At 32.4% G+C, this 18,687-nt stretch carries 28 protein-coding genes; all 28 read left to right on the top strand.

Going from position 1 to position 18,687, the window contains the following annotated elements:
- Positions 1-308 precede the first annotated feature (308 nt).
- Positions 309-569 carry a 30S ribosomal protein S17 gene (rpsQ, locus tag SAPIS_RS04720; RefSeq protein WP_084203634.1) on the top strand — a complete coding sequence of 87 codons (261 nt, stop codon included), beginning with the start codon at positions 309-311 and terminating at the stop codon, positions 567-569.
- Between the two features lie 23 nt (positions 570-592).
- Positions 593-961 carry a 50S ribosomal protein L14 gene (gene rplN, locus SAPIS_RS04715; RefSeq protein ID WP_023790169.1) on the top strand — a complete coding sequence of 123 codons (369 nt, stop codon included), beginning with the start codon at positions 593-595 and terminating at the stop codon, positions 959-961.
- A gap of 11 nt (positions 962-972) precedes the next feature.
- Entirely contained in the window at positions 973-1,290 is a 318-nt protein-coding gene (gene rplX, locus SAPIS_RS04710) for a 50S ribosomal protein L24 (protein ID WP_023790167.1), read from the top strand.
- A gap of 17 nt (positions 1,291-1,307) precedes the next feature.
- Entirely contained in the window at positions 1,308-1,862 is a 555-nt protein-coding gene (gene rplE / locus SAPIS_RS04705) for a 50S ribosomal protein L5 (RefSeq protein ID WP_023790165.1), read from the top strand.
- 16 nt (positions 1,863-1,878) lie between these two features.
- On the top strand, positions 1,879-2,064 hold the full coding sequence (locus SAPIS_RS04700) for a type Z 30S ribosomal protein S14 (RefSeq protein ID WP_023790163.1): 186 nt from the start codon (positions 1,879-1,881) through the stop codon (positions 2,062-2,064).
- Positions 2,065-2,082: 18 nt separating this feature from the next.
- A complete protein-coding gene (rpsH, locus tag SAPIS_RS04695) occupies positions 2,083-2,472 on the top strand; it encodes a 30S ribosomal protein S8 (RefSeq protein ID WP_023790161.1) in 390 nt (129 codons plus the stop codon).
- 15 nt (positions 2,473-2,487) lie between these two features.
- The gene (rplF, locus tag SAPIS_RS04690) at positions 2,488-3,030 is read left to right on the top strand and encodes a 50S ribosomal protein L6 (protein ID WP_023790159.1); all 543 of its coding nucleotides are present in this window, start codon (positions 2,488-2,490) and stop codon (positions 3,028-3,030) included.
- 23 nt (positions 3,031-3,053) lie between these two features.
- Positions 3,054-3,404, top strand: coding sequence for a 50S ribosomal protein L18 (rplR, locus tag SAPIS_RS04685; protein WP_023790157.1), 351 nt, complete (start codon positions 3,054-3,056; stop codon positions 3,402-3,404).
- Positions 3,405-3,423: 19 nt separating this feature from the next.
- Positions 3,424-4,077 carry a 30S ribosomal protein S5 gene (rpsE, locus tag SAPIS_RS04680; RefSeq protein ID WP_023790155.1) on the top strand — a complete coding sequence of 218 codons (654 nt, stop codon included), beginning with the start codon at positions 3,424-3,426 and terminating at the stop codon, positions 4,075-4,077.
- Positions 4,078-4,098: 21 nt separating this feature from the next.
- Entirely contained in the window at positions 4,099-4,536 is a 438-nt protein-coding gene (gene rplO / locus SAPIS_RS04675) for a 50S ribosomal protein L15 (protein WP_023790153.1), read from the top strand.
- A complete protein-coding gene (gene secY / locus SAPIS_RS04670) occupies positions 4,537-5,961 on the top strand; it encodes a preprotein translocase subunit SecY (protein WP_023790151.1) in 1,425 nt (474 codons plus the stop codon).
- 16 nt (positions 5,962-5,977) lie between these two features.
- A complete protein-coding gene (locus SAPIS_RS04665) occupies positions 5,978-6,613 on the top strand; it encodes an adenylate kinase (RefSeq protein ID WP_023790149.1) in 636 nt (211 codons plus the stop codon).
- Positions 6,613-7,383, top strand: a complete 771-nt coding sequence (gene map / locus SAPIS_RS04660; RefSeq protein ID WP_023790147.1) for a type I methionyl aminopeptidase — start codon at positions 6,613-6,615, stop codon at positions 7,381-7,383. The genes SAPIS_RS04665 and map overlap by 1 nt, the downstream gene beginning before the upstream one ends.
- The gene (infA, locus tag SAPIS_RS04655) at positions 7,383-7,610 is read left to right on the top strand and encodes a translation initiation factor IF-1 (RefSeq protein ID WP_023790145.1); all 228 of its coding nucleotides are present in this window, start codon (positions 7,383-7,385) and stop codon (positions 7,608-7,610) included. Before map ends, infA begins: the two co-directional genes overlap by 1 nt.
- A 31-nt stretch (positions 7,611-7,641) precedes the next feature.
- The gene (rpmJ, locus tag SAPIS_RS04650; RefSeq protein ID WP_020834730.1) at positions 7,642-7,755 is read left to right on the top strand and encodes a 50S ribosomal protein L36; all 114 of its coding nucleotides are present in this window, start codon (positions 7,642-7,644) and stop codon (positions 7,753-7,755) included.
- A gap of 48 nt (positions 7,756-7,803) precedes the next feature.
- Positions 7,804-8,169: a 30S ribosomal protein S13 gene (gene rpsM / locus SAPIS_RS04645; RefSeq protein ID WP_023790143.1), complete on the top strand. Its 366-nt coding sequence runs from the start codon at positions 7,804-7,806 to the stop codon at positions 8,167-8,169.
- Positions 8,170-8,185: 16 nt separating this feature from the next.
- The gene (rpsK, locus tag SAPIS_RS04640) at positions 8,186-8,578 is read left to right on the top strand and encodes a 30S ribosomal protein S11 (RefSeq protein ID WP_023790141.1); all 393 of its coding nucleotides are present in this window, start codon (positions 8,186-8,188) and stop codon (positions 8,576-8,578) included.
- Positions 8,579-8,585: 7 nt separating this feature from the next.
- Complete coding sequence (locus SAPIS_RS04635; protein WP_023790139.1) at positions 8,586-9,539, top strand: DNA-directed RNA polymerase subunit alpha; 954 nt, start codon at positions 8,586-8,588, stop codon at positions 9,537-9,539.
- A gap of 15 nt (positions 9,540-9,554) precedes the next feature.
- Positions 9,555-9,914, top strand: coding sequence for a 50S ribosomal protein L17 (rplQ, locus tag SAPIS_RS04630; RefSeq protein WP_023790137.1), 360 nt, complete (start codon positions 9,555-9,557; stop codon positions 9,912-9,914).
- A gap of 55 nt (positions 9,915-9,969) precedes the next feature.
- Positions 9,970-10,755, top strand: a complete 786-nt coding sequence (locus tag SAPIS_RS04625; RefSeq protein ID WP_023790135.1) for a pyrroline-5-carboxylate reductase family protein — start codon at positions 9,970-9,972, stop codon at positions 10,753-10,755.
- An 84-nt stretch (positions 10,756-10,839) separates the two neighbouring features.
- Positions 10,840-12,051 carry an AEC family transporter gene (locus SAPIS_RS04620; protein ID WP_023790133.1) on the top strand — a complete coding sequence of 404 codons (1,212 nt, stop codon included), beginning with the start codon at positions 10,840-10,842 and terminating at the stop codon, positions 12,049-12,051.
- 13 nt (positions 12,052-12,064) lie between these two features.
- Positions 12,065-13,057: an NAD(P)-dependent oxidoreductase gene (locus SAPIS_RS04615; RefSeq protein WP_023790131.1), complete on the top strand. Its 993-nt coding sequence runs from the start codon at positions 12,065-12,067 to the stop codon at positions 13,055-13,057.
- Positions 13,058-13,334: 277 nt separating this feature from the next.
- Positions 13,335-14,552 (top strand): energy-coupling factor transporter ATPase, encoded by a 1,218-nt coding sequence (locus SAPIS_RS04610; protein WP_023790129.1) that lies wholly within the window; start codon positions 13,335-13,337, stop codon positions 14,550-14,552.
- 353 nt (positions 14,553-14,905) lie between these two features.
- Complete coding sequence (locus SAPIS_RS04605) at positions 14,906-15,772, top strand: energy-coupling factor transporter ATPase (RefSeq protein WP_041612764.1); 867 nt, start codon at positions 14,906-14,908, stop codon at positions 15,770-15,772.
- A gap of 52 nt (positions 15,773-15,824) precedes the next feature.
- The gene (locus SAPIS_RS04600) at positions 15,825-16,691 is read left to right on the top strand and encodes an energy-coupling factor transporter transmembrane component T family protein (RefSeq protein WP_407636229.1); all 867 of its coding nucleotides are present in this window, start codon (positions 15,825-15,827) and stop codon (positions 16,689-16,691) included.
- Positions 16,691-17,431 carry a tRNA pseudouridine(38-40) synthase TruA gene (gene truA / locus SAPIS_RS04595; protein WP_023790123.1) on the top strand — a complete coding sequence of 247 codons (741 nt, stop codon included), beginning with the start codon at positions 16,691-16,693 and terminating at the stop codon, positions 17,429-17,431. Before SAPIS_RS04600 ends, truA begins: the two co-directional genes overlap by 1 nt.
- Before the next feature lie 284 nt (positions 17,432-17,715).
- Entirely contained in the window at positions 17,716-18,171 is a 456-nt protein-coding gene (gene rplM, locus SAPIS_RS04590; protein ID WP_023790121.1) for a 50S ribosomal protein L13, read from the top strand.
- The gene (rpsI, locus tag SAPIS_RS04585) at positions 18,171-18,575 is read left to right on the top strand and encodes a 30S ribosomal protein S9 (RefSeq protein WP_023790119.1); all 405 of its coding nucleotides are present in this window, start codon (positions 18,171-18,173) and stop codon (positions 18,573-18,575) included. The genes rplM and rpsI overlap by 1 nt, the downstream gene beginning before the upstream one ends.
- Positions 18,576-18,687 lie beyond the last annotated feature (112 nt).

Below are 18,687 nucleotides of genomic sequence, written 5' to 3'. Positions count from 1 at the left end.
GCGCAAGTAAAAAAACCTGCTAAACCTAAGGTTGAAGTTGAAGCACCAGTACTAGAAACTGGAGAAGCTAAAGCAACAGGTAAGGGTAAAGCTGCCCTATCTGATGTTAAAGTTAAGTCAATCAAAGTAGGATCTATCAAAGGTGAAGGAATCGAAGGAATTGACTTAAAGTTATCAAAAAAACCTAAAGAAGCAAAAACTTATGTTTTTGGTTCAAATGCTCAAGAAGCAAAAAAACAAATTGACGAAGCAAACAAAAAAGCTGCTGCAAAGAAAACTATTAAAAAAGCCGATGGAGGAGCCAAATAATTATGGAAAGAAATTTGAGAAAAGTTTATACTGGTAGAGTTGTGTCTGATAAGATGGACAAAACAATTACTGTATTAGTTGAAACTTACAAGAACCACCCAATTTATAAAAAACGTGTTAAGTACTCTAAAAAATACAAAGCTCATGACGAAAGTGGTCAGGCAGCGATGGGTGACAGAGTAGAAATTATGGAAACACGTCCTTTAAGTAGAACTAAAAACTTTAGATTAATAAGAATTGTAGAAAAAGCAATTATTTAGTTGCACAAGAGAGGTATAAAATCATGATACAAACAGAGTCAAGATTAAAAATCGCAGACAATTCTGGTGCTAAAGAAATATTAGTTATACGAAACTTAGGTGGAAGTGTTAGAAAATTCACAAATATCGGTGACATAGTTGTGGCTACAGTAAAATCAGCAACTCCTGGAGGAGCTGTAAAAAAAGGTCAAGTTGTTAAAGCAGTAATAGTAAGAACAGTTAGGGGATTAAGAAGAGCAGATGGTACATACATCAAGTTCTCAGAAAATGCCGCTGTTATAGTAAAAGATGATAAAACCCCAAGGGGAACACGTATTTTTGGTCCAATCGCTCGTGAAGTAAAAGACAGAGGTTTTTCTAAAATCGCGTCTCTTGCTCCAGAAGTATTATAGGAGGAACTTTTATGAATAAATCTAAAATATTAAAAGGTGACGTTGTAAAAGTTATCGCAGGAAACCACAAAGGTAAAATAGGACCAGTTACTAAGTTATCAAAAAATAAAGAGAGAGTTTGAGTTGAAGGTGTTACTGGAACTAAACATTTTAAACCTTCGCAAACCGATCAAGAGGGTGGAATTAGAGAAATTCCAATCTCGGTTGCAATCTCTAATGTTGCCATCCAAGACCCAAAAAACAAAGATAGTGGAACAAGAGTTGGTTACAAAATTACTGATGGAAAAAAAATAAGGGTTGCTAAAAAATCAAAAGCAGAACTTAAATAGAGAAGGAAATAGTTTATATGGCGAATGAAAATCTAAGTAGATTAGAAAAATTATATAAAGAAAAAATAGTTCCTGAACTATTCAAAGAAAAACAATTCAAATCAGTAATGCAAGTTCCAAAAATATCAAAAATAGTAATTAACACAGGTATTGGAGATGCAGTGCAAGATTCAAAAAGAATCGATGATGCTGCAGCAGAGTTAGCTCTTATCACAGGGCAAAAACCACTAATTACCAAAGCTAAAAAATCACTAGCAGCCTTTAAATTACGTGAAGGTATGCCAATTGGTGCTAAGGTTACTTTAAGAGGTAGAAGAATGTATGAGTTTCTTGATAGATTAATCTCAGTTGCTCTACCACGAGTTCGTGACTTTAGAGGAGTTCCAAAAACAAGCTTCGATAAACATGGAAATTATACAATGGGTATAAAAGAACAAATTATATTCCCTGAAATCGATTACGATAAAGTAAAAAAAGTTCGTGGAATGGATATAACAATTGTTACAACAGCAACAAACAAGGACGATGCATTTTCTTTAATTCAAAAAATAGGAATGCCTTTCGTTAAGTAAAAGGGAGAATTGAAAAATGGCAAAAAAATCATTAAAAGTTAAACAAGCTAAAGTTCAAAAGTTCAAAGTTAGAGAATATACACGTTGTGGAAACTGTGGAAGACCACATTCAGTGTTAAGAAAGTTCAATTTATGCCGTGTGTGCTTTAGAGATTTTGCATACAAAGGACAAATCCCAGGTATTAAAAAAGCATCATGATAGTGAAAGGAAATTGATAATATGACAACAGATGTAATAGCAGATATGCTTACTAGAATAAGAAACGCAAATCAACGTTTCCATAAAGAAGTTGTGATTCCCGGAAGTAAAATTAAAGTGGAAATCGCAAACATCTTAAAAAAAGAAGGATTCATAGAAGACTTCAAAGTTGAAAACGATTTCAAAAAAGATATCACAATTAGCTTAAAATACAAAGGGAAAATTAGAGTCATAAAAGGACTAAAAAGAATTTCAAAACCAGGATTACGTGTATACTCTACTGCTAACGAGATCCCAAACGTGCTTAACGGCTTAGGAATTGCAATCGTATCTACTTCACAAGGAATAATGACAGATAAAGAAGCTCGCCAGAAAAATACTGGTGGAGAAGTTCTTGCATTTGTCTGATAATAGGAGGTTTTATATATGTCACGTATAGGAAACAGAATATTAGCAATACCAGCCGGAGTTGAAGTTAAGATTGAACCTAATAATGTTGTAACTATTAAAGGACCAAAAGGAGAATTAAAACAAACTTTCTCTCCTTTAATTGAAATTAAAGTAAACGAAGCAGAAATATCAACTATTAGAAAAAATGAACAAAAACACACAAAACAATTACATGGAACAACTAATTCTTTAATTCAAGGAATGTTAACCGGTGTAAGTGAAGGTTTTGTAAAACAATTAGAAATAGTGGGTGTTGGTTACCGTGCCGCACTAGCTGGTAATAAAGTTAACCTTTCTTTAGGTTTTTCACACCCAGTTGAATACATTATTCCTGATGGTATAACAATCGAAGTCCCAAAACCAACAGAAATAAAAGTTGCAGGAATTGACAAACAACTAGTTGGAGAAGTTGCTGCAAATATTAGAGCATATAGAAGACCTGAACCTTATAAAGGTAAAGGGGTTAAATACAAAGATGAAAAAATCATTCGAAAAGAAGGTAAAGCAGCTGGTAAATAGGCTGTTCTTAAGGAGAATAAATCATGAAATACACTAAGGCAGAAGCAAGAAAAAGAAGACACTTCAGAATCAGAAAAAAAGTGTCTGGAACAAGTGAAAGACCAAGGTTGAATGTATTTAAATCTAACTCATACTTCTATGCACAAATTATCGATGACGTTAATGGAGTAACATTAGTATCGTCATCATCTATAAAAATGGGACTTAAAAATGGACGTAATATTGAAGCCGCAATCGCTGTGGGAAAAGATATTGCTCAAAAAGCAAAAAGCAAAAAAATCACTAATGTAGTATTTGATCGTGGAGGTTATTTATTCCACGGAAAAGTTAAAGCGTTTGCAGAATCAGCAAAAGAAAACGGAATGAAATTCTAATTAAAGGAGACTATGAAAAATGGCAGAAGATAAAAAAATAGCTTCAGCACCAACTTCAAATGCTGGTACTGAATCAAGAAAACCACAAACAAGATCAGCGAACCACAAACCAGAGTTTAAAAAGGATTCAAAAAACCCAGGTGATAGACCAAGAAGAGACAATAGGTTTGCAAGAAATAAAGAAGATAACCCATTTGAAGAAAGAGTTGTAACCATTAATCGTGTTACAAAAGTTACAAAAGGTGGACGTAGATTTAGATTTGCAGCAGTTGTTGTTATTGGTGATAAAAAAGGTAGAGTTGGACTTGGTACTGGTAAAGCTAACGAAGTTCCTGATGCAATTAAAAAGGCTATAAAAGAAGCTAGAAAATCATTGGTAAGAGTTCCCTTGGCGGGAACTACAGTTCCACATGATGTAATCGGTCACTTTGGTGCCGGTAGAGTTCTAATTAAGCCTGCTAAAAAAGGTACTGGTGTTATTGCTGGTGGACCAGCTCGTGCTGTTATTGAATTAGCTGGAATTTCAGACGTTTATACTAAATCATTGGGATCAAATACACCTATCAATATGATTAGAGCTACATTAGAAGGTTTAAAAGAAATGCAAACAGCTGAACAAATTGCAAGATTAAGAGGGATGTCTCAAGTTGAAAAGAAAGTTGAACTTAAATAAGTTTATTGGAGGTAAATTTTTATGAAACTACATGAATTAAAATATACACCAGGAAGCAAAAAGGAAGCTACCCGCGTTGGTCGTGGTATGGCTTCTGGAAAAGGTAAGACATCAACTAGAGGACATAAAGGTCAAAACTCACGTTCAGGTGGAGGCGTTAGACCAGGATTTGAAGGAGGACAAACTCCTTTATTCAGAAGATTACCAAAAATTGGATTTACAAGTTTGAATAGAAAAGAATTTACAATATTAAATTTAGATACTATTGAAAAACTGGGATTAACAGATGTTAATCATAGTACTTTAATTGAAAAAAAAGTTATAAAATCTGAAAAAACATTAGTAAAAGTGCTAGGAAATGGTAAAATTACTAAAGCTGTTAATATAAAAGTTAACAAAATATCAAAAAATGCTCAGGAAGCTATAAAAGCTGCCGGGGGAACTATTGAGGTGATTTAGGTGGCTGCAAAAATTAAAAAAATAAAAAAAGCCAAATCAACTAAAGAAAAAAACGAATTCGCAAAAAGTTCTAATTTCTTCATAAGAAATAAAGACCTTATAAAACGAATCGTTTTTACTTTGATAGTGCTTATTTTAATTCGAGCAGGTTCCCTTCTAACTGTACCAGGTATTAAAATAGAGGATTCATTTAAAAGTGGTATTAGTGATCAAGAGTTTTTCCAACTACTTTCTACCCTTGGAGGGGGTTCAATTGGACAATTCTCAATATTGGCACTTGGGGTTTCTCCATATATTACCGCTTCAATTATCGTTCAATTGTTATCAACAGATGTTATTCCAGTACTATCGAGATGAAGTAAATCTGGAGAACGTGGAAGAAGAAAGTTAGATAAATTAACAAAGGTACTAACAATACCATTTGCTTTGATGCAATCTGTTGCAACAATTTTTACATTAACTTCTCAGGGTTTAATCTCTGCTAAGTGAGGAACAAATGAACTTGGAACTGGACCTGCGTGATTTTATTATGTATTAATACCATTAGTAATGCTTGGTGGAACATTCTTGATGTTATGAATTGCCGATCAAATTACAATAAGAGGTATTGGAAATGGTGTTTCAATAATCATTTTCACTGGTATTGTCGCAAAAATGCCAGAAAACTTCATAAACACTTTCAAGTTTTGAATAGCTCCAAAAAATGACCCAACTATATTATTTGATGGAATACTTAAGTTTTTAATTTACTTAGTAGCATTCTTCTTGGTTATATTTGTAGTTGTTTTGATGAACGAAGCTGAGAGAAAAGTGCCGATTCAACAAACTGGTTCTGGTTTGGTTGACTCCAAGGACCACACCCCTTATCTCCCATTAAAACTTAATAATGCGGGAGTTATACCAGTAATATTTGCTTCGGCAATTATATCAACACCAGTAACCATTGCACAAATAATGGGTCAAAATAGTGCATTTTACAACTTTACACAAACTTACTTGTCTTTTGGAACATGATGAGGTATAGGAATTTATGGTACTTTAACGATATTGTTTACGTTCCTTTACGCACAAGTTCAGATAAATCCCGAGAAAATCGCAGAGAATTTCAAGAAATCAGGAACGTTTATTCCCGGAATCAAACCTGGAAAAGAAACTGAAAAATTCCTACAAGGAACAATTAATAGATTAAGTTTTTTAGGCGCATTTTTCTTGGCTGGTATCGCAGTCCTACCATACGTGATTAGTAAATTAACTGATTTACCCAGCTCATTAGCAGTTGGGGGAACAGGGTTGATAATTTTAATATCTGTTGCAATTCAAACAGTACAACAATTAAAAGGTCGACTAATACAACAATCATTTATTGATAAAAAACAAGAAAAGTTCTCAGATGTAAAGGAAAACACAAACTCTCATATTTGATAATGAAGGAGAAAGAAAAATGAATATTATTTTACTTGGTGCACCAGGTAGCGGAAAAGGTACTCAATCAGAACTTTTATGTGAAAAAAATGGATTCACCCAACTATCAACGGGTGATTTATTTAGAAAAAACATTAACAACAACACAAATCTCGGTATAGAAGCAAAAAAATATATGAATGAAGGTCAATTAGTGCCCGATTTAGTGACTAATGCTATGGTTAAAGACTACTTGAAATCAAAACACCAAAAATTGATATTTGATGGTTTCCCTAGAACTATTGATCAAGCACACGCCCTTGATGAAATGCTTGCAGAACTAGATTCGTCAATAGAAAAAGTAATTTATATTGAAGTGGATGAGTCAATATTGATGGATCGTTTAACTGGTAGAAGGGTTTGTGAAGTGTGCAAAAGGAGTTTTCATATAAAAAATAGAAAACCTAAAATAGAGGGCATCTGTGATTATGACTCAGGAAAGTTAATAACCAGACCCGATGATTCACAAGATAAAATAAAAGTTAGATTAGATGCTTATCAAAAAGAAACGGCTCCTTTAGTAGAATTTTACGCTGAGAAATTAATCTCTGTTAATTCTTCTAACCTTAGCCCCCAAGAAGTTTATAATCAAATAGCTTCTGAGTTGGGATTCTAATGGCAGTAACTATTAAAAACTCAACTCAAATAGAAAAAATGAGGGTTGCAGGAAAAGTTTTAGGAGAAGCATTGTATAACCTAAAAAAACTGATCAAGCCAGGCGTAAATTGCCTAGAACTAGATAAGTTTTTTATTGATTTTATAACTGAAAAAGGTTGTAAAAGTAATTTCAAAGATTATTATGGTTATCCAGCACATATTTGCATATCAATCAATGAACAACTAATCCACGGAATTCCAACCGATCGAGTTTTGCTGGACGGAGACATTGTTTCAATTGATGCTGGATGTATTTATGAGGGATACCATGCGGATTCTGCATTTACCACTATTTGTGGAACCAAAAGCACTAATTTATATGATAAACTAATAGATGTGACCGAAAAGTCACTATTCTTGGCAATTGAACAGGTAAGAGCCGGTGTGCGCATCGGAACCATCTCAGCAACTGTTCAAAATTTTATTGAAGGATATGGTTTTCAATTGCCAACAGATTATTCCGGTCACGGTATAGGTTTAGAGATGCACGAAGACCCATATGTTCCAAATGTGGGTGTTCAAAATACAGGAATGAGACTAATTCCTGGAATGGCAATATGTATTGAACCAATGGTTCAAATTGGTACTAACAAAACTGTGGTTGGAGATGACAAGTGAACAGTGTCATCTAGTGATGGTAGCATGACAGCTCACTTCGAACATACAATTTTGGTTACTGAGGGAGACCCAGAAATATTAACTTTATTTACACCAAAGGAGGAAAATTAATGGCAAAAGAAGATCATTTAGAAGTTGAAGGAGTTGTTGTTGAGGTATTACCCAACGCTGCTTTTAAGGTGAAATTAGAAAATGATATAGTAATAGACGCCCACGTGTCTGGTAAAATCCGCATGAATTACATCCGCATTTTACCAGGTGATAAAGTCACTATAGCAATTTCACCATATGACCCAACACGTGGAAGAATTACTTACCGTTTCAAAAATGGTAAGTAATAATTAGAACAAAAATCAGGAGGTTAAATAGATGAAAGTTAGATCATCTGTCAAAAAAATATGCGATAAATGTCGTGTAATTAGACGTAAAGGCCGTGTAATGATTATTTGTGAACAACCAAAACATAAACAACGTCAAGGTTAATCAATAATTTTAAAGATATTTTAATTTTATTTAGAAAGGAAAAGAATAATGGCTCGTATTAATGGGGTAGAGATACCTAACGAAAAAAGAGTAGTTATCGCTCTAACTTACATTTATGGTATTGGTTTATCAAGATCACAAAAAATCCTAGAGGCTGCAAAAGTAAGCGAAGATATTAGAGTTAAGGATTTAACAGAAGATAATATTAAAGCAATCTCGCAAGAAATTTCAAAATGAAAAACTGAGGGAGATTTAAGAAGAGAAACAGCATTAAATATCAAACGATTGATGGAAATTGGAAGTTATAGAGGAATGAGACACAGAAAGGGACTACCTGTACGTGGACAATCAACTAAACAAAATGCACGTACCAGAAAAGGCCCTCGTAAAACTGTGGCTAATAAGAAAAAATAGTAGGAGAGTTTAAACAATGGCAAATCACAAACAAAATAACAATCGTAAAAAAGTCAAAAAAAATATTGCTAAAGGTATAGCTCACATTCACTCTACTTTCAACAACACAATCGTAACTGTTTCTGATGAACAAGGTAATGTATTATCTTGATCAAGCGCTGGAGCCCTAGGTTTCAAAGGAAGCAAAAAATCAACACCATATGCAGCTCAAATGATAGCTGAAGCCGCTGGTAAAGGGGCAATGGATAACGGAGTCAGAACAATTTCAGTAGAAGTTAAAGGACCAGGTCCAGGAAGAGATGCCGCTGTAAGAAGTTTACAAGGTATCGGATTAGAAATTACATCAATTAAAGATACTACACCAATTCCTCATAACGGTGTGCGTCCCCGTAAACGCCCAAGAGGTTAATAATTAAATGAAACAATTCGCAAGACCAGAATTTACTTTATTAAAAGAAGAAAAAAATAAAAACTATGGGGAATTTAAAGTAGAACCTTTGGAAAGAGGTTTTGGTACCACGCTTGGTAACGCAATAAGAAGAACTCTTCTTAGTTCAACACCAGGTGCAGCTGTATATGCAATTAAACTTGCAGGTGCAGCTCATGAATTTACATCAATTGAAGGTATAGTTGAAAATGTTAGTCGTATAATTCTAAACATTAAAAAATTAGCACTTAAAATTGATGAAAAAATATTTGAAGATGATGAAGTTGTAGAATTAACAATAAACTCTCAGACAGTTGGAGATGTAAAAGCAGGAGATATTGAAGTTCCTACGGGAGTGGAAATAATCAATAAAGATTTACATATATGTACAATTGCTGACGGTGGAGCTTTAAATTTAACTTTATTTGCAAAAAACTCAAGAGGTTATCGTTCATTCAAAGACAACAAAAAAGAGAAAATAACAGCGGATTCAATTACAATTGATTCAAACTATTCTCCAATAGTTCAAGTGGCTTATCACGTCGATGCTACTAAAATTGGTAAATCTGTAGATTTAGAAAAGCTAACTTTACAAGTTGAAACTGATGGAACTATTAGTGCAAGCGATGCTGTTGCAACCGCTTCAAAAGTTTTAGTTGAACATTTACAATTCTTCGTAAATCTAAACGATGAAATCAATGAACTTAATGTCATTGGGGTATCTAATGAAGAAGACGAAAAAGAATTAGATCGTTTAATTGAAGATTTAGACTTTACACAAAGAAGTTTAAATTGTTTAAAAAGAGCAAACATCAATACATTACGAGATTTAGTATCACGTAGTGAAGATGATATTCAAGAAATTAGAAACTTGGGTAGAAAATCATTAAAAGAAATCAAAGATAAAGTGGTCCAATTAGGATTAACTTTTAAACAAGACTAGAGAGGTGTACTTGATATGTCATACATTCAAAAACAAGGAAAAAACACAGCTTGAAGAGTCGCTTTAATGAGGAACTTAACTACTGAACTAATTATTTCAGAAAAACTAGAAATTACTGAAACAAGAGCAAAAGAGTTAAGAAAGCACTTTGACCATATGATTACACTTGCAAAACGTGGGGATTTACATGCTAGAAGACAAGCAGCTGCATGATTGAGACACACAAATGCATCAGAAAAGGAAACAGCATTACAAAAGTTATTTACAAGTCTTTCTAAAAGATTTAAAACAAGAAATGGTGGCTACACAAGAATTTTGAAACTTGATAGTCGTCGTGGTGATAATGCACCTATGTGTATCATAGAGCTAGTTTAAACAAATGTCCAGACGGACATTTTTTTTGTTTATGATTACATTAGGAGGATTTACTATGAAAAAAATTTTATTTATTGGGGTAGGTAGAATGGCAGAAGCTATTTTAAAAGCCTTATCTTTAAACAACCAAAATCAAGATGAAATTTATATTTTGAATAGAACTTGAAAAAGGAGTGAAGAACTTAAAAACAAATATAAATGTAAAGCACTAAAATCAATAGAAGAAATAAATGCACATAAGTTTGACATCATTATCATTGGGGTTAGACCAGCTGATGTTGAAGAACTCTTTATGAATATGAAATGTGTGAACCTCGAGGGAATGTTATTAATCAGTATGGTAAATGCATTGAAAATTGAACATCTAAAAAAATTAGTAGGTTATGATATCAATATAATCAGAATAATTCCAAATATGAATGCAATGAATTTAAAATCAACAACCAGTTTTGCCATACATGGCGAGAATACGGATCTATTAAATTACGGTATATCATTAATAAAAAAATTTGGTAGTATTTATGAGATAAAAGAAGAAATCTTTCCTGCGTTTGTAGCTCTAACGGGTACTTCACCAGCATTTATATTCGAATTTCTTAAGGGTTTTGAAGAGTTTTCACTTATGAACGGATTTACAAAACAGGAGAGTCAAGTGTTCTTAAAAGAGTGCATTATGAATTCCATAGAAAATGCATTTACATCGGAGAAGTCACTTGATGAACTAATTGACGAAGTATGTGTTGCGGGTGGTCCAACAATTGCTGGCCACAATATATTAAAAGATAAACACTTCAAAAGTATACTTATCGAGTGTCTAGAGACAGCTAAAAATAAATGCTAATATAGAAAAAAATTCCAAAAATAACCAAATAGAAAGTAATATTTCGAGTATACTTTAAATAGAAAGATAAAGGCTCGGAATAAAATGATATATAGTAAAGTTTCGGATGCTCTAATTACAACTCTTGGGTCATGAGGGATATGGTCAGCTATATTTGCGACAATTTTTGTTATTGGTATGGGTTATTTATTAGCATTCAAAGGAATATTTAAAGCTGAGTGAGAGAAAGTCTTAATAAAAATAGTAATGCTTGTTGGACTACCTGCACTAGCTTTAAGCGGTTTTTTAGTACAAAATGCTGATTCAGACATTACTCTTGATAACCTTAAAGGTGAGCTTGTAGTAATAATTATTGGTTTTGCATTTTATGCTATTATGTCTGTATCTTCAAAAATATTTTTCTTAAAGTACGAAAAGGACATCAAAGACACACTAGCAATGTGTATTGCGTTTGCTTCTACAACGTTTTTTGGGATACCAGTTGTAACAGCCCTTTTTGAAGGAACTGAGGCTAATGCTAGCAAACTAACAACGAATGTATTTAACGTTCCTTATAGAGTTTTTTTATACTCGTTTGCTTTCATAGTTATGAGTAAAAAACCTCTAATAGTTACAAAAAAAAGAAAAGATATGAATGAAGTCGAAGTAATTGAAAATAAAAAAATTAGGAAGCAGACCCTAAAAAATATTTTCTGCAACCCTATATTGATATGTACATTTATTGGTTTATTTATTTGATCAACACAATTAATACCAGGGATTCGTTGTCTAGATTTAGGAAGAACGATGACTTCGACGATGTCTAACGGCTCAAAAGTCAAAGAAAAAGTCCTAGATTCGCCCTTACGTTTTGATCTTTTGTTTCCACCATCGTTTAAAATTATTTCTACATTACAAACTATTTGCACTCCATTAGCTTGACTTGCTATTGGTATGACAATGAATAAGGGTAATTTGAAAGAAGCTATAAAAGACAAAACAGTATGATACGCATCGGTTATAAAAGTTTTAGTGGCACCTTTGATAATATTAATGTTTGTTATGGTATTTGCTTTTATTGGTTATCAGACCGGTTGATTCAAACTGACAAACATTCAACTAGTTTCATTGGTAATACTAACAGCTTCCCCACCAGCTAATGTGGTAGTAGCGTACTCGATTTCTTATCAAAAGGGAGCAAATCTATCTAGTAACCTTACTACTTTATCTACTTTATTATCTGTCATAACTTTACCAATATGGGTAGTAGTCGTTACAGCTATTAGTGTTCTACCCATATTTGGAGTTGTGACTTAAAGGAGAAATTTTTATGCGAATTATATGTTTTGGTGTGCGAGATGTTGGAGAAAAAATCTTCAACGATGTAAATAAGAAATACAATTATGAATTAACATTTACAAAAGAATTATTGAACCATAGTAATGTTAATTTAATAGATGGCCACAATGTTGTTCTTTTAAGAGCTAACTGTATTGCTGATGAAAAAAACCTGACTTACATGAAAAACAAGGGAGTAGAATATTGCTTTACTAGAACCGTTGGAGTTAATCATATAGACATTGATGCAGCAAAGAAATTAGAAATAAAAACAGCATATGTACCATATTATTCACCAAATGCCGTTAGTGAGTTAGCTCTCTCTATGGGTTTGTACATGATAAGAAATTTAAATTTAATGGCGGATAAAATGAATAAAAAAGACTTTCTAATTGATAATAATTATTTCTCTAAAGAAGTAAGAAATTCTACCATTGGAGTAATAGGAACAGGTAGAATTGGTTTTGAAACTGCTAAAGCTTGAAAAAGTTTAGGTGCCCAAGTACTTGGTTACGATATATTTCCACGCTCAGATGCCAAAGGAATTATTGAATATACATCATTAAATGAACTATTGGTGAAATCAGACTTGATTACACTTCATTGCCCGCTTATCAAAGGCCAAAATGAAGAGTTTATAAATAAAGACTCAATAGCAATGATGAAAAAGGGTGTAATACTTATAAATGCTGCAAGAGGGGAACTTATCAACTACAATGACCTACTTAGCGCTTTAGAAGTTCAACATATAAAGTCTGTGTGCTTAGATACTTTAACTAACGAGAGTGAGGTTTTCTTTAAAACACATGTCAAAGACCTCAATAATGCAACTTACGAAAAGTTACTTTCATTAAAACCAAGAGTTTTGATCACTCCTCATATTGGAAGTTTTACTGATGAAGCCGTTAAAAATATGGTGGAGATAAGCTTTGAAAACTTAAAAGAGTTTATTCAAACTAATTCATGTAAAAATATAATCAAATAAAGATGTGTTCATCTTTTTTTTAATTATATACGTTCTTAGTTCCTAACATAATGAATACCTCTTTTAAAATAAGTAGTTTGTGAGATATTAATACCTACCTTTTTAGCAGATATTATAAACCAATAAGTGTAAAATTAGTATAAAATAGAGTTGGTTAAAAGCTTAATTTTTAATTATATTACAAAATATACTTGATTTTAACTCTAAATTATATAAAATATAATTTATTTTGTTAACATATTTGATATAATCAAAAATGTATGAAAGGACTAAATTTATGGAAAATAGTAATGTTGAAGTAATGAAAGTTTTGACAACTAAAGATTTAAACGATTTTAAATTAAAACTAAACGAATACAATGATAAATTAGTTCGTTCAAGTCAAAGAGTAATTGTGGCAAAGGCAAAATATGCAAAAAGAGATGTTGATAAAGATTTTGTAAAAAAATATGAACTCGAATATAAAAATATGAAAACTGAGTTTAAAAACTTTGCTAACACTAAAATATTTTTGGATAATTTCAAAATGGAAGCACAAAAACTTAATAAGCATAAAAAAGGCAGCGAAGAATATTGAAAAAGCTATGAACATTATAAGACAGCTCAATACATTTACAAAGAAGCCAAAAATGCAATAAAAGACCGAGGTCATAGTGGAGAGTTAACTAAATTAAGTGACATCGCACTTAAATTAACTAATGTTTCTTTTAAATATCGTGAAGACTACCCATTGGCTGTTAAGGAAGTTAGTTTAGAAGTAAAACACGGGGATTATGTAACTATAATTGGACATAACGGGAGTGGTAAATCAACCCTTTCAAAAATAATTATTGGTGTTTTGCAACCAACAGCTGGGAGCATAGATATTTATGGAAATAGAGTTACTGGAAGTAACATAAATATAGCAAGAAAATTTTTAGGAATTGTTTTTCAGAACCCTGATAACCAGTTTATAGGATCAACAGTTAGAGATGATATTGCTTTTGGTTTGGAAAATAGAAGAATGGCACCATCAAAAATGGGTGACATCATCGAGGCGTCCGCTAAAAAAGTAAATATGCATGAATTCTTAGATCACGAGCCACTAATGTTGTCGGGAGGACAAAAACAAAGAGTTGCTATCGCATCTGCCTTAGCTCTTTCACCAGATATATTAATTTTTGATGAAGCTACAAGTATGTTAGATCCAAAAGGAAAAACAGAAGTAAAAAATATAATGGTTGAATTAAAAAACACAAGAGAGAAAACTATCTTTTCGATTACGCACGATATGGATGAAATTCTTAATGCGGATAAAGTAATGGTTATGAATAAAGGGGAACTGGTAAAATTTGGTTCTCCAAAGGAAATTCTGGCCGACAAAGATTTTCTCCGTTCAATACACCTAGATATTCCTTTTGTTGCTCAGGTTGAAGAGGCTCTTGAGGAGCTAGGAATAAAGCTAGAGCATAGTAATAACTTAGAGGAGTTAGTGAATAAAATATGTCAAAATTAAGAGATGCTACACCCGAAGAGAAAGCAAAACTAATAGTTGAAAAAAAAGCTTCAAAAACAAAATACAAAAATCATGTTCGTGAATTAGCTATCAATCAAAAAAAACAAACTAAAATAAGAAAACAAAAACACAAAGAAATAATAGCTAATATTAAGAGTGACTTATCTAAACAAAAAGAATATCAAAAAGAGTTGAAAGATTACAAGAAGGCAGATTTACAAAACACTCCAGAAAGAGTAAATGAAGTAAGAAGTTGATATAATAACCTCGAAACAAAAACTAATAGCGATAAAAAGTCTTACAAGAAAAAACTTGCGAAAGCTAAAAATACGTATTTTGATTTCTCGGGTGAAATTAAGTTAGAAAACGTTTCATTTACTTACGGTATCAATACACCTTTTGAGTTTCGAGCACTTAACGGAACTAATTTAACAATACAAAAGGGTAAAATAACAGCCGTAATTGGAATGACAGGTTCAGGTAAATCAACCCTAATTCAGTTGACTAATGGTTTAATAACAACAGAAACCGGACGTACAATCGTTGGGAATTACCCAATTTTAGCTTCAACTAAAAAAATTAAAGAAGTTAAAGACTTGAGAAGAGAAGTTGGTTTAGTATTTCAATTTCCTGAGTACCAACTATTTCAAGATACAATTGAAAAAGACATCGCCTTTGGACCTATAAACCTTGGAGCAGACAAAGAAGAAAGTTTGAAAAAAGTACCAGATCTACTTAAGATGGTTGATTTGCCAACTGATTACGCAAAAAGAAGTCCATTCGACTTATCTGGTGGTCAAAAAAGAAGAGTGGCTATTGCAGGGATAATTGCTATGGACGGAAACACATTGGTATTAGATGAGCCTACTGGTGGTTTAGACCCGCAAGGTGAAGAAGACTTTATGCGTTTATTTTACAACTTGAATAAAGAAAAGAAAAAAAGAATTGTTATAGTTACCCATAACATGGACCATGTATTGCAGATCGCTGATGAAGTTATTGTGATGCATAAAGGTAGGGTTATTGCAAAGGATTCCCCATTTAAAATCTTTTCAAACAAGGAATTGCTTGAAAAGATTGAAATAGAACCACCTAAATTATATAAAGTGGCTCATGGTCTTAAAGAAAAGGGAATTGACATTACCGCAAAGGAATTTAGAACAATTAAGGAATTAGCACTTGCAATAAAAGAATCTAGAACAAAATTAGGGGGAAAATAGTATGAGAATGGTTTTTGGTAGATACATGCCACATAACTCTATAATTCATAAAATGGATCCAAGAATTAAACTTTTCATGATTCTTTGTCTTATTGTTATTATTTTTCTTAAAATTGGTTTTACGGGTTTTGCAATAGCCGGTACTCTAATTATGGGATTGTTTTTCGTAAGTAAACTAAATTTTAAAATGCTGTGAAAATTATTTACCCCGATATTGTTTATCTTTATTGTGTTGATTTTAATTAATTTTTTTATGTTAGCACCCTTAGCTTCTGAAAACATTGATTGAAAAATGCTCTCTCAAAGCGCAAGATGAGGTGAGTCTAATGAGTCCGGATATATTTTTAATTGAAAAAAAATTTATATATCTGAAAAAGCATTTTATAGAGCTTCATATATGACATTAAGAATATTCTTGATGATAACTTTAACCACTATTTTGACTGGAACCACACAACCATTAGAGTTGACATTAGCAATTGAAGACTTATTGTGACCACTAAAGTTAATTGGTATACCAGTTTATATATTTTCTACAATCATTTCGATTGCTTTAAGAATGATACCAACGCTAATCGATGAGGCTGGAAGGATAATGAAAGCACAATCCTCTAGGGGGATAGATTTTAAAAATGGTAAATTAGCGGATAAAGTCAAGTCAATGACGTCTTTAATAATACCATTATTAGTTTCAGCGTTTCAAAAGGCTGAAGACCTAGCATACGCAATGGACTCAAGAGGATATGATCCACACGCAAAAAGAACCAGATATCGCCAAGTGAAATTTAGAATTTGAGATTGATTTATTTTCATATCTGTTATGTCTATAATAGTATTTTTATTCATCTATAGTCATGGTTACTTTGATGTTCTAAATGTGATTAAAATGCCAAGACTAGATAAAATACTTGATATTTAATGAAGAATTACTATGTTTTCACCTTAGAATATGATGGAACAGATTTTTGTGGATGAGCAAAACAATCAAACCAAAAAACAATACAAGGAGCTTTAGAAAAAGCTATCTTCAAAGTTACAAAAGGTACGAGTTTTAGACTAGTCGGGGCTTCTAAAACAGATTCTGGAGTACACGCAAAGGACCAAAAAGTTTGAATAGAACTAGATTTTAAACCCATTTTTCCTGGTTTTATAAGAGCTATAAATAGTTCATTACCACTCGGAATAATGATTAAGGACTTTGAATCTGTGGACGCTTCTTTTAAGGTAAGAAACTGTAAAGAAAAAATATATAAATACATTATCAAAACTAATAAAAGATCGGTTTTTGAAGACCGCTTTTATTATGTTCCAAAGAGACCCTTAAACTTCGAAAAACTAAACGAAGCATTAAAGTTATTTATTGGAGAGCACGATTTTATCAATTTTTCAGGTCTAACAAAGTTAGAGGCCGATGTAATAAATACTAAACGTGAAATAAAAGATATAACACTAAAGTTTTCAAAGGACATTTATACAATTGAGTTTGTAGCGAAAGGTTTCATAAGATATCAAATTAGGATGATCCTTGGAGCAGCATTTGCATATGCATTAAACAAGATTGAGAAATCAGATATAATCAAAGTCCTTAATAAGGAAGCTAATAAACTCCCATACATTGCAGACCCAAGGGGACTAATTTTGTATAAAATTACATATTAATTGATTTGTTTGTGTAAAATATAAATGTAGTCGTTTTGAATTATATAACGTCTAATAAATCAGTAGGTAGTATGTATTGCTGCAGTTTTTTTGAATAATTCCATAGTGTAATAAGGGAAAACTGCATAATATATGATAGCTACAACGACTACAAAAAAACGCAAAAGCGTTTTTTTTTATTGTTTTTACTCAGTTTTTAATACCTAATTATACAAAAATTTAAAAAATAATATATAATATATTTGCTTACTCACTAGCCCCGGAAGCGAAGGAGAAAAAAGCACATGAAACAAACTACACTAATTAAAACGGCAGACATTGCCAAAAAGTGATATGTAGTTGACGCAACTGATGCAATTTTAGGTAGATTATCTACTGAGGTTGCAACAATATTAAGAGGAAAACACAAACCAACTTTTACACCACACATCAATAATGGAGATCATGTAATTGTTATAAATGCTGAAAAAGTAGTCTTAACTGGAAAAAAAGAAAATGACAAGAATTATTATCATCACTCAATGCACCCAGGTGGATTGAAATCAAGAAATGTTAAAACTCAACGTCAATTGTTTCCAGAAAGAATTGTGGAAAGAGCTGTTCGTCTAATGTTACCAAAAAATGTTCAAGGTTCAAACCAGTATCGTGCATTGCATGTTTATGCAGGCCCAGAACATCCACATCAGGCACAAAATCCAGAAGTTTTAGTGTTAAGTTCAAAAAAAGGAGATAATAAATAATGGCAATAAAGAAAAATGAAGCAATGTACAGAGGTACAGGTAGAAGAAAATCTTCTGTTGCCCAAGTTATTTTAACTCCTGGAAATGGTGAAATAATCGTTAATGGCTTAAAAGCTCTAGACTTTTTCCCATACGCAACATTAGTACAAGAAATGGAATTACCACTTGTGGCAACTGGAACAAAAGAAGACTTTTCAATTAGAGTTATGGTTAAAGGTGGAGGTTTCACAGGTCAAGCTGGAGCGGCCCGTTTAGGTATAGCAAGAGCACTTTTAGAGGCAAGTAAGGATTACAAAGCAGAACTAAGAAGCAAAGGCTTGTTAACTCGTGACGCTCGTGTTAAAGAACGTAAAAAGTATGGTTTATATGGAGCTCGTAGAGCGCCTCAATTCTCAAAACGTTAATATACAATATCATATGCGCATATGAACACCTTACAAAGGTGTTTTTTTAACTTTAATTATCCTATAGTTTTTTTTACTTTGGAAAAAGTTCTATTTTTTTAAAATAAAGCGG

This window comes from Spiroplasma apis B31 (genome assembly GCF_000500935.1).
Lineage (GTDB): Bacteria > Bacillota_I > Bacilli_A > Mycoplasmatales > Mycoplasmataceae > Spiroplasma_A > Spiroplasma_A apis.
This window is presented reverse-complemented; position numbering and strand designations above follow the sequence as displayed.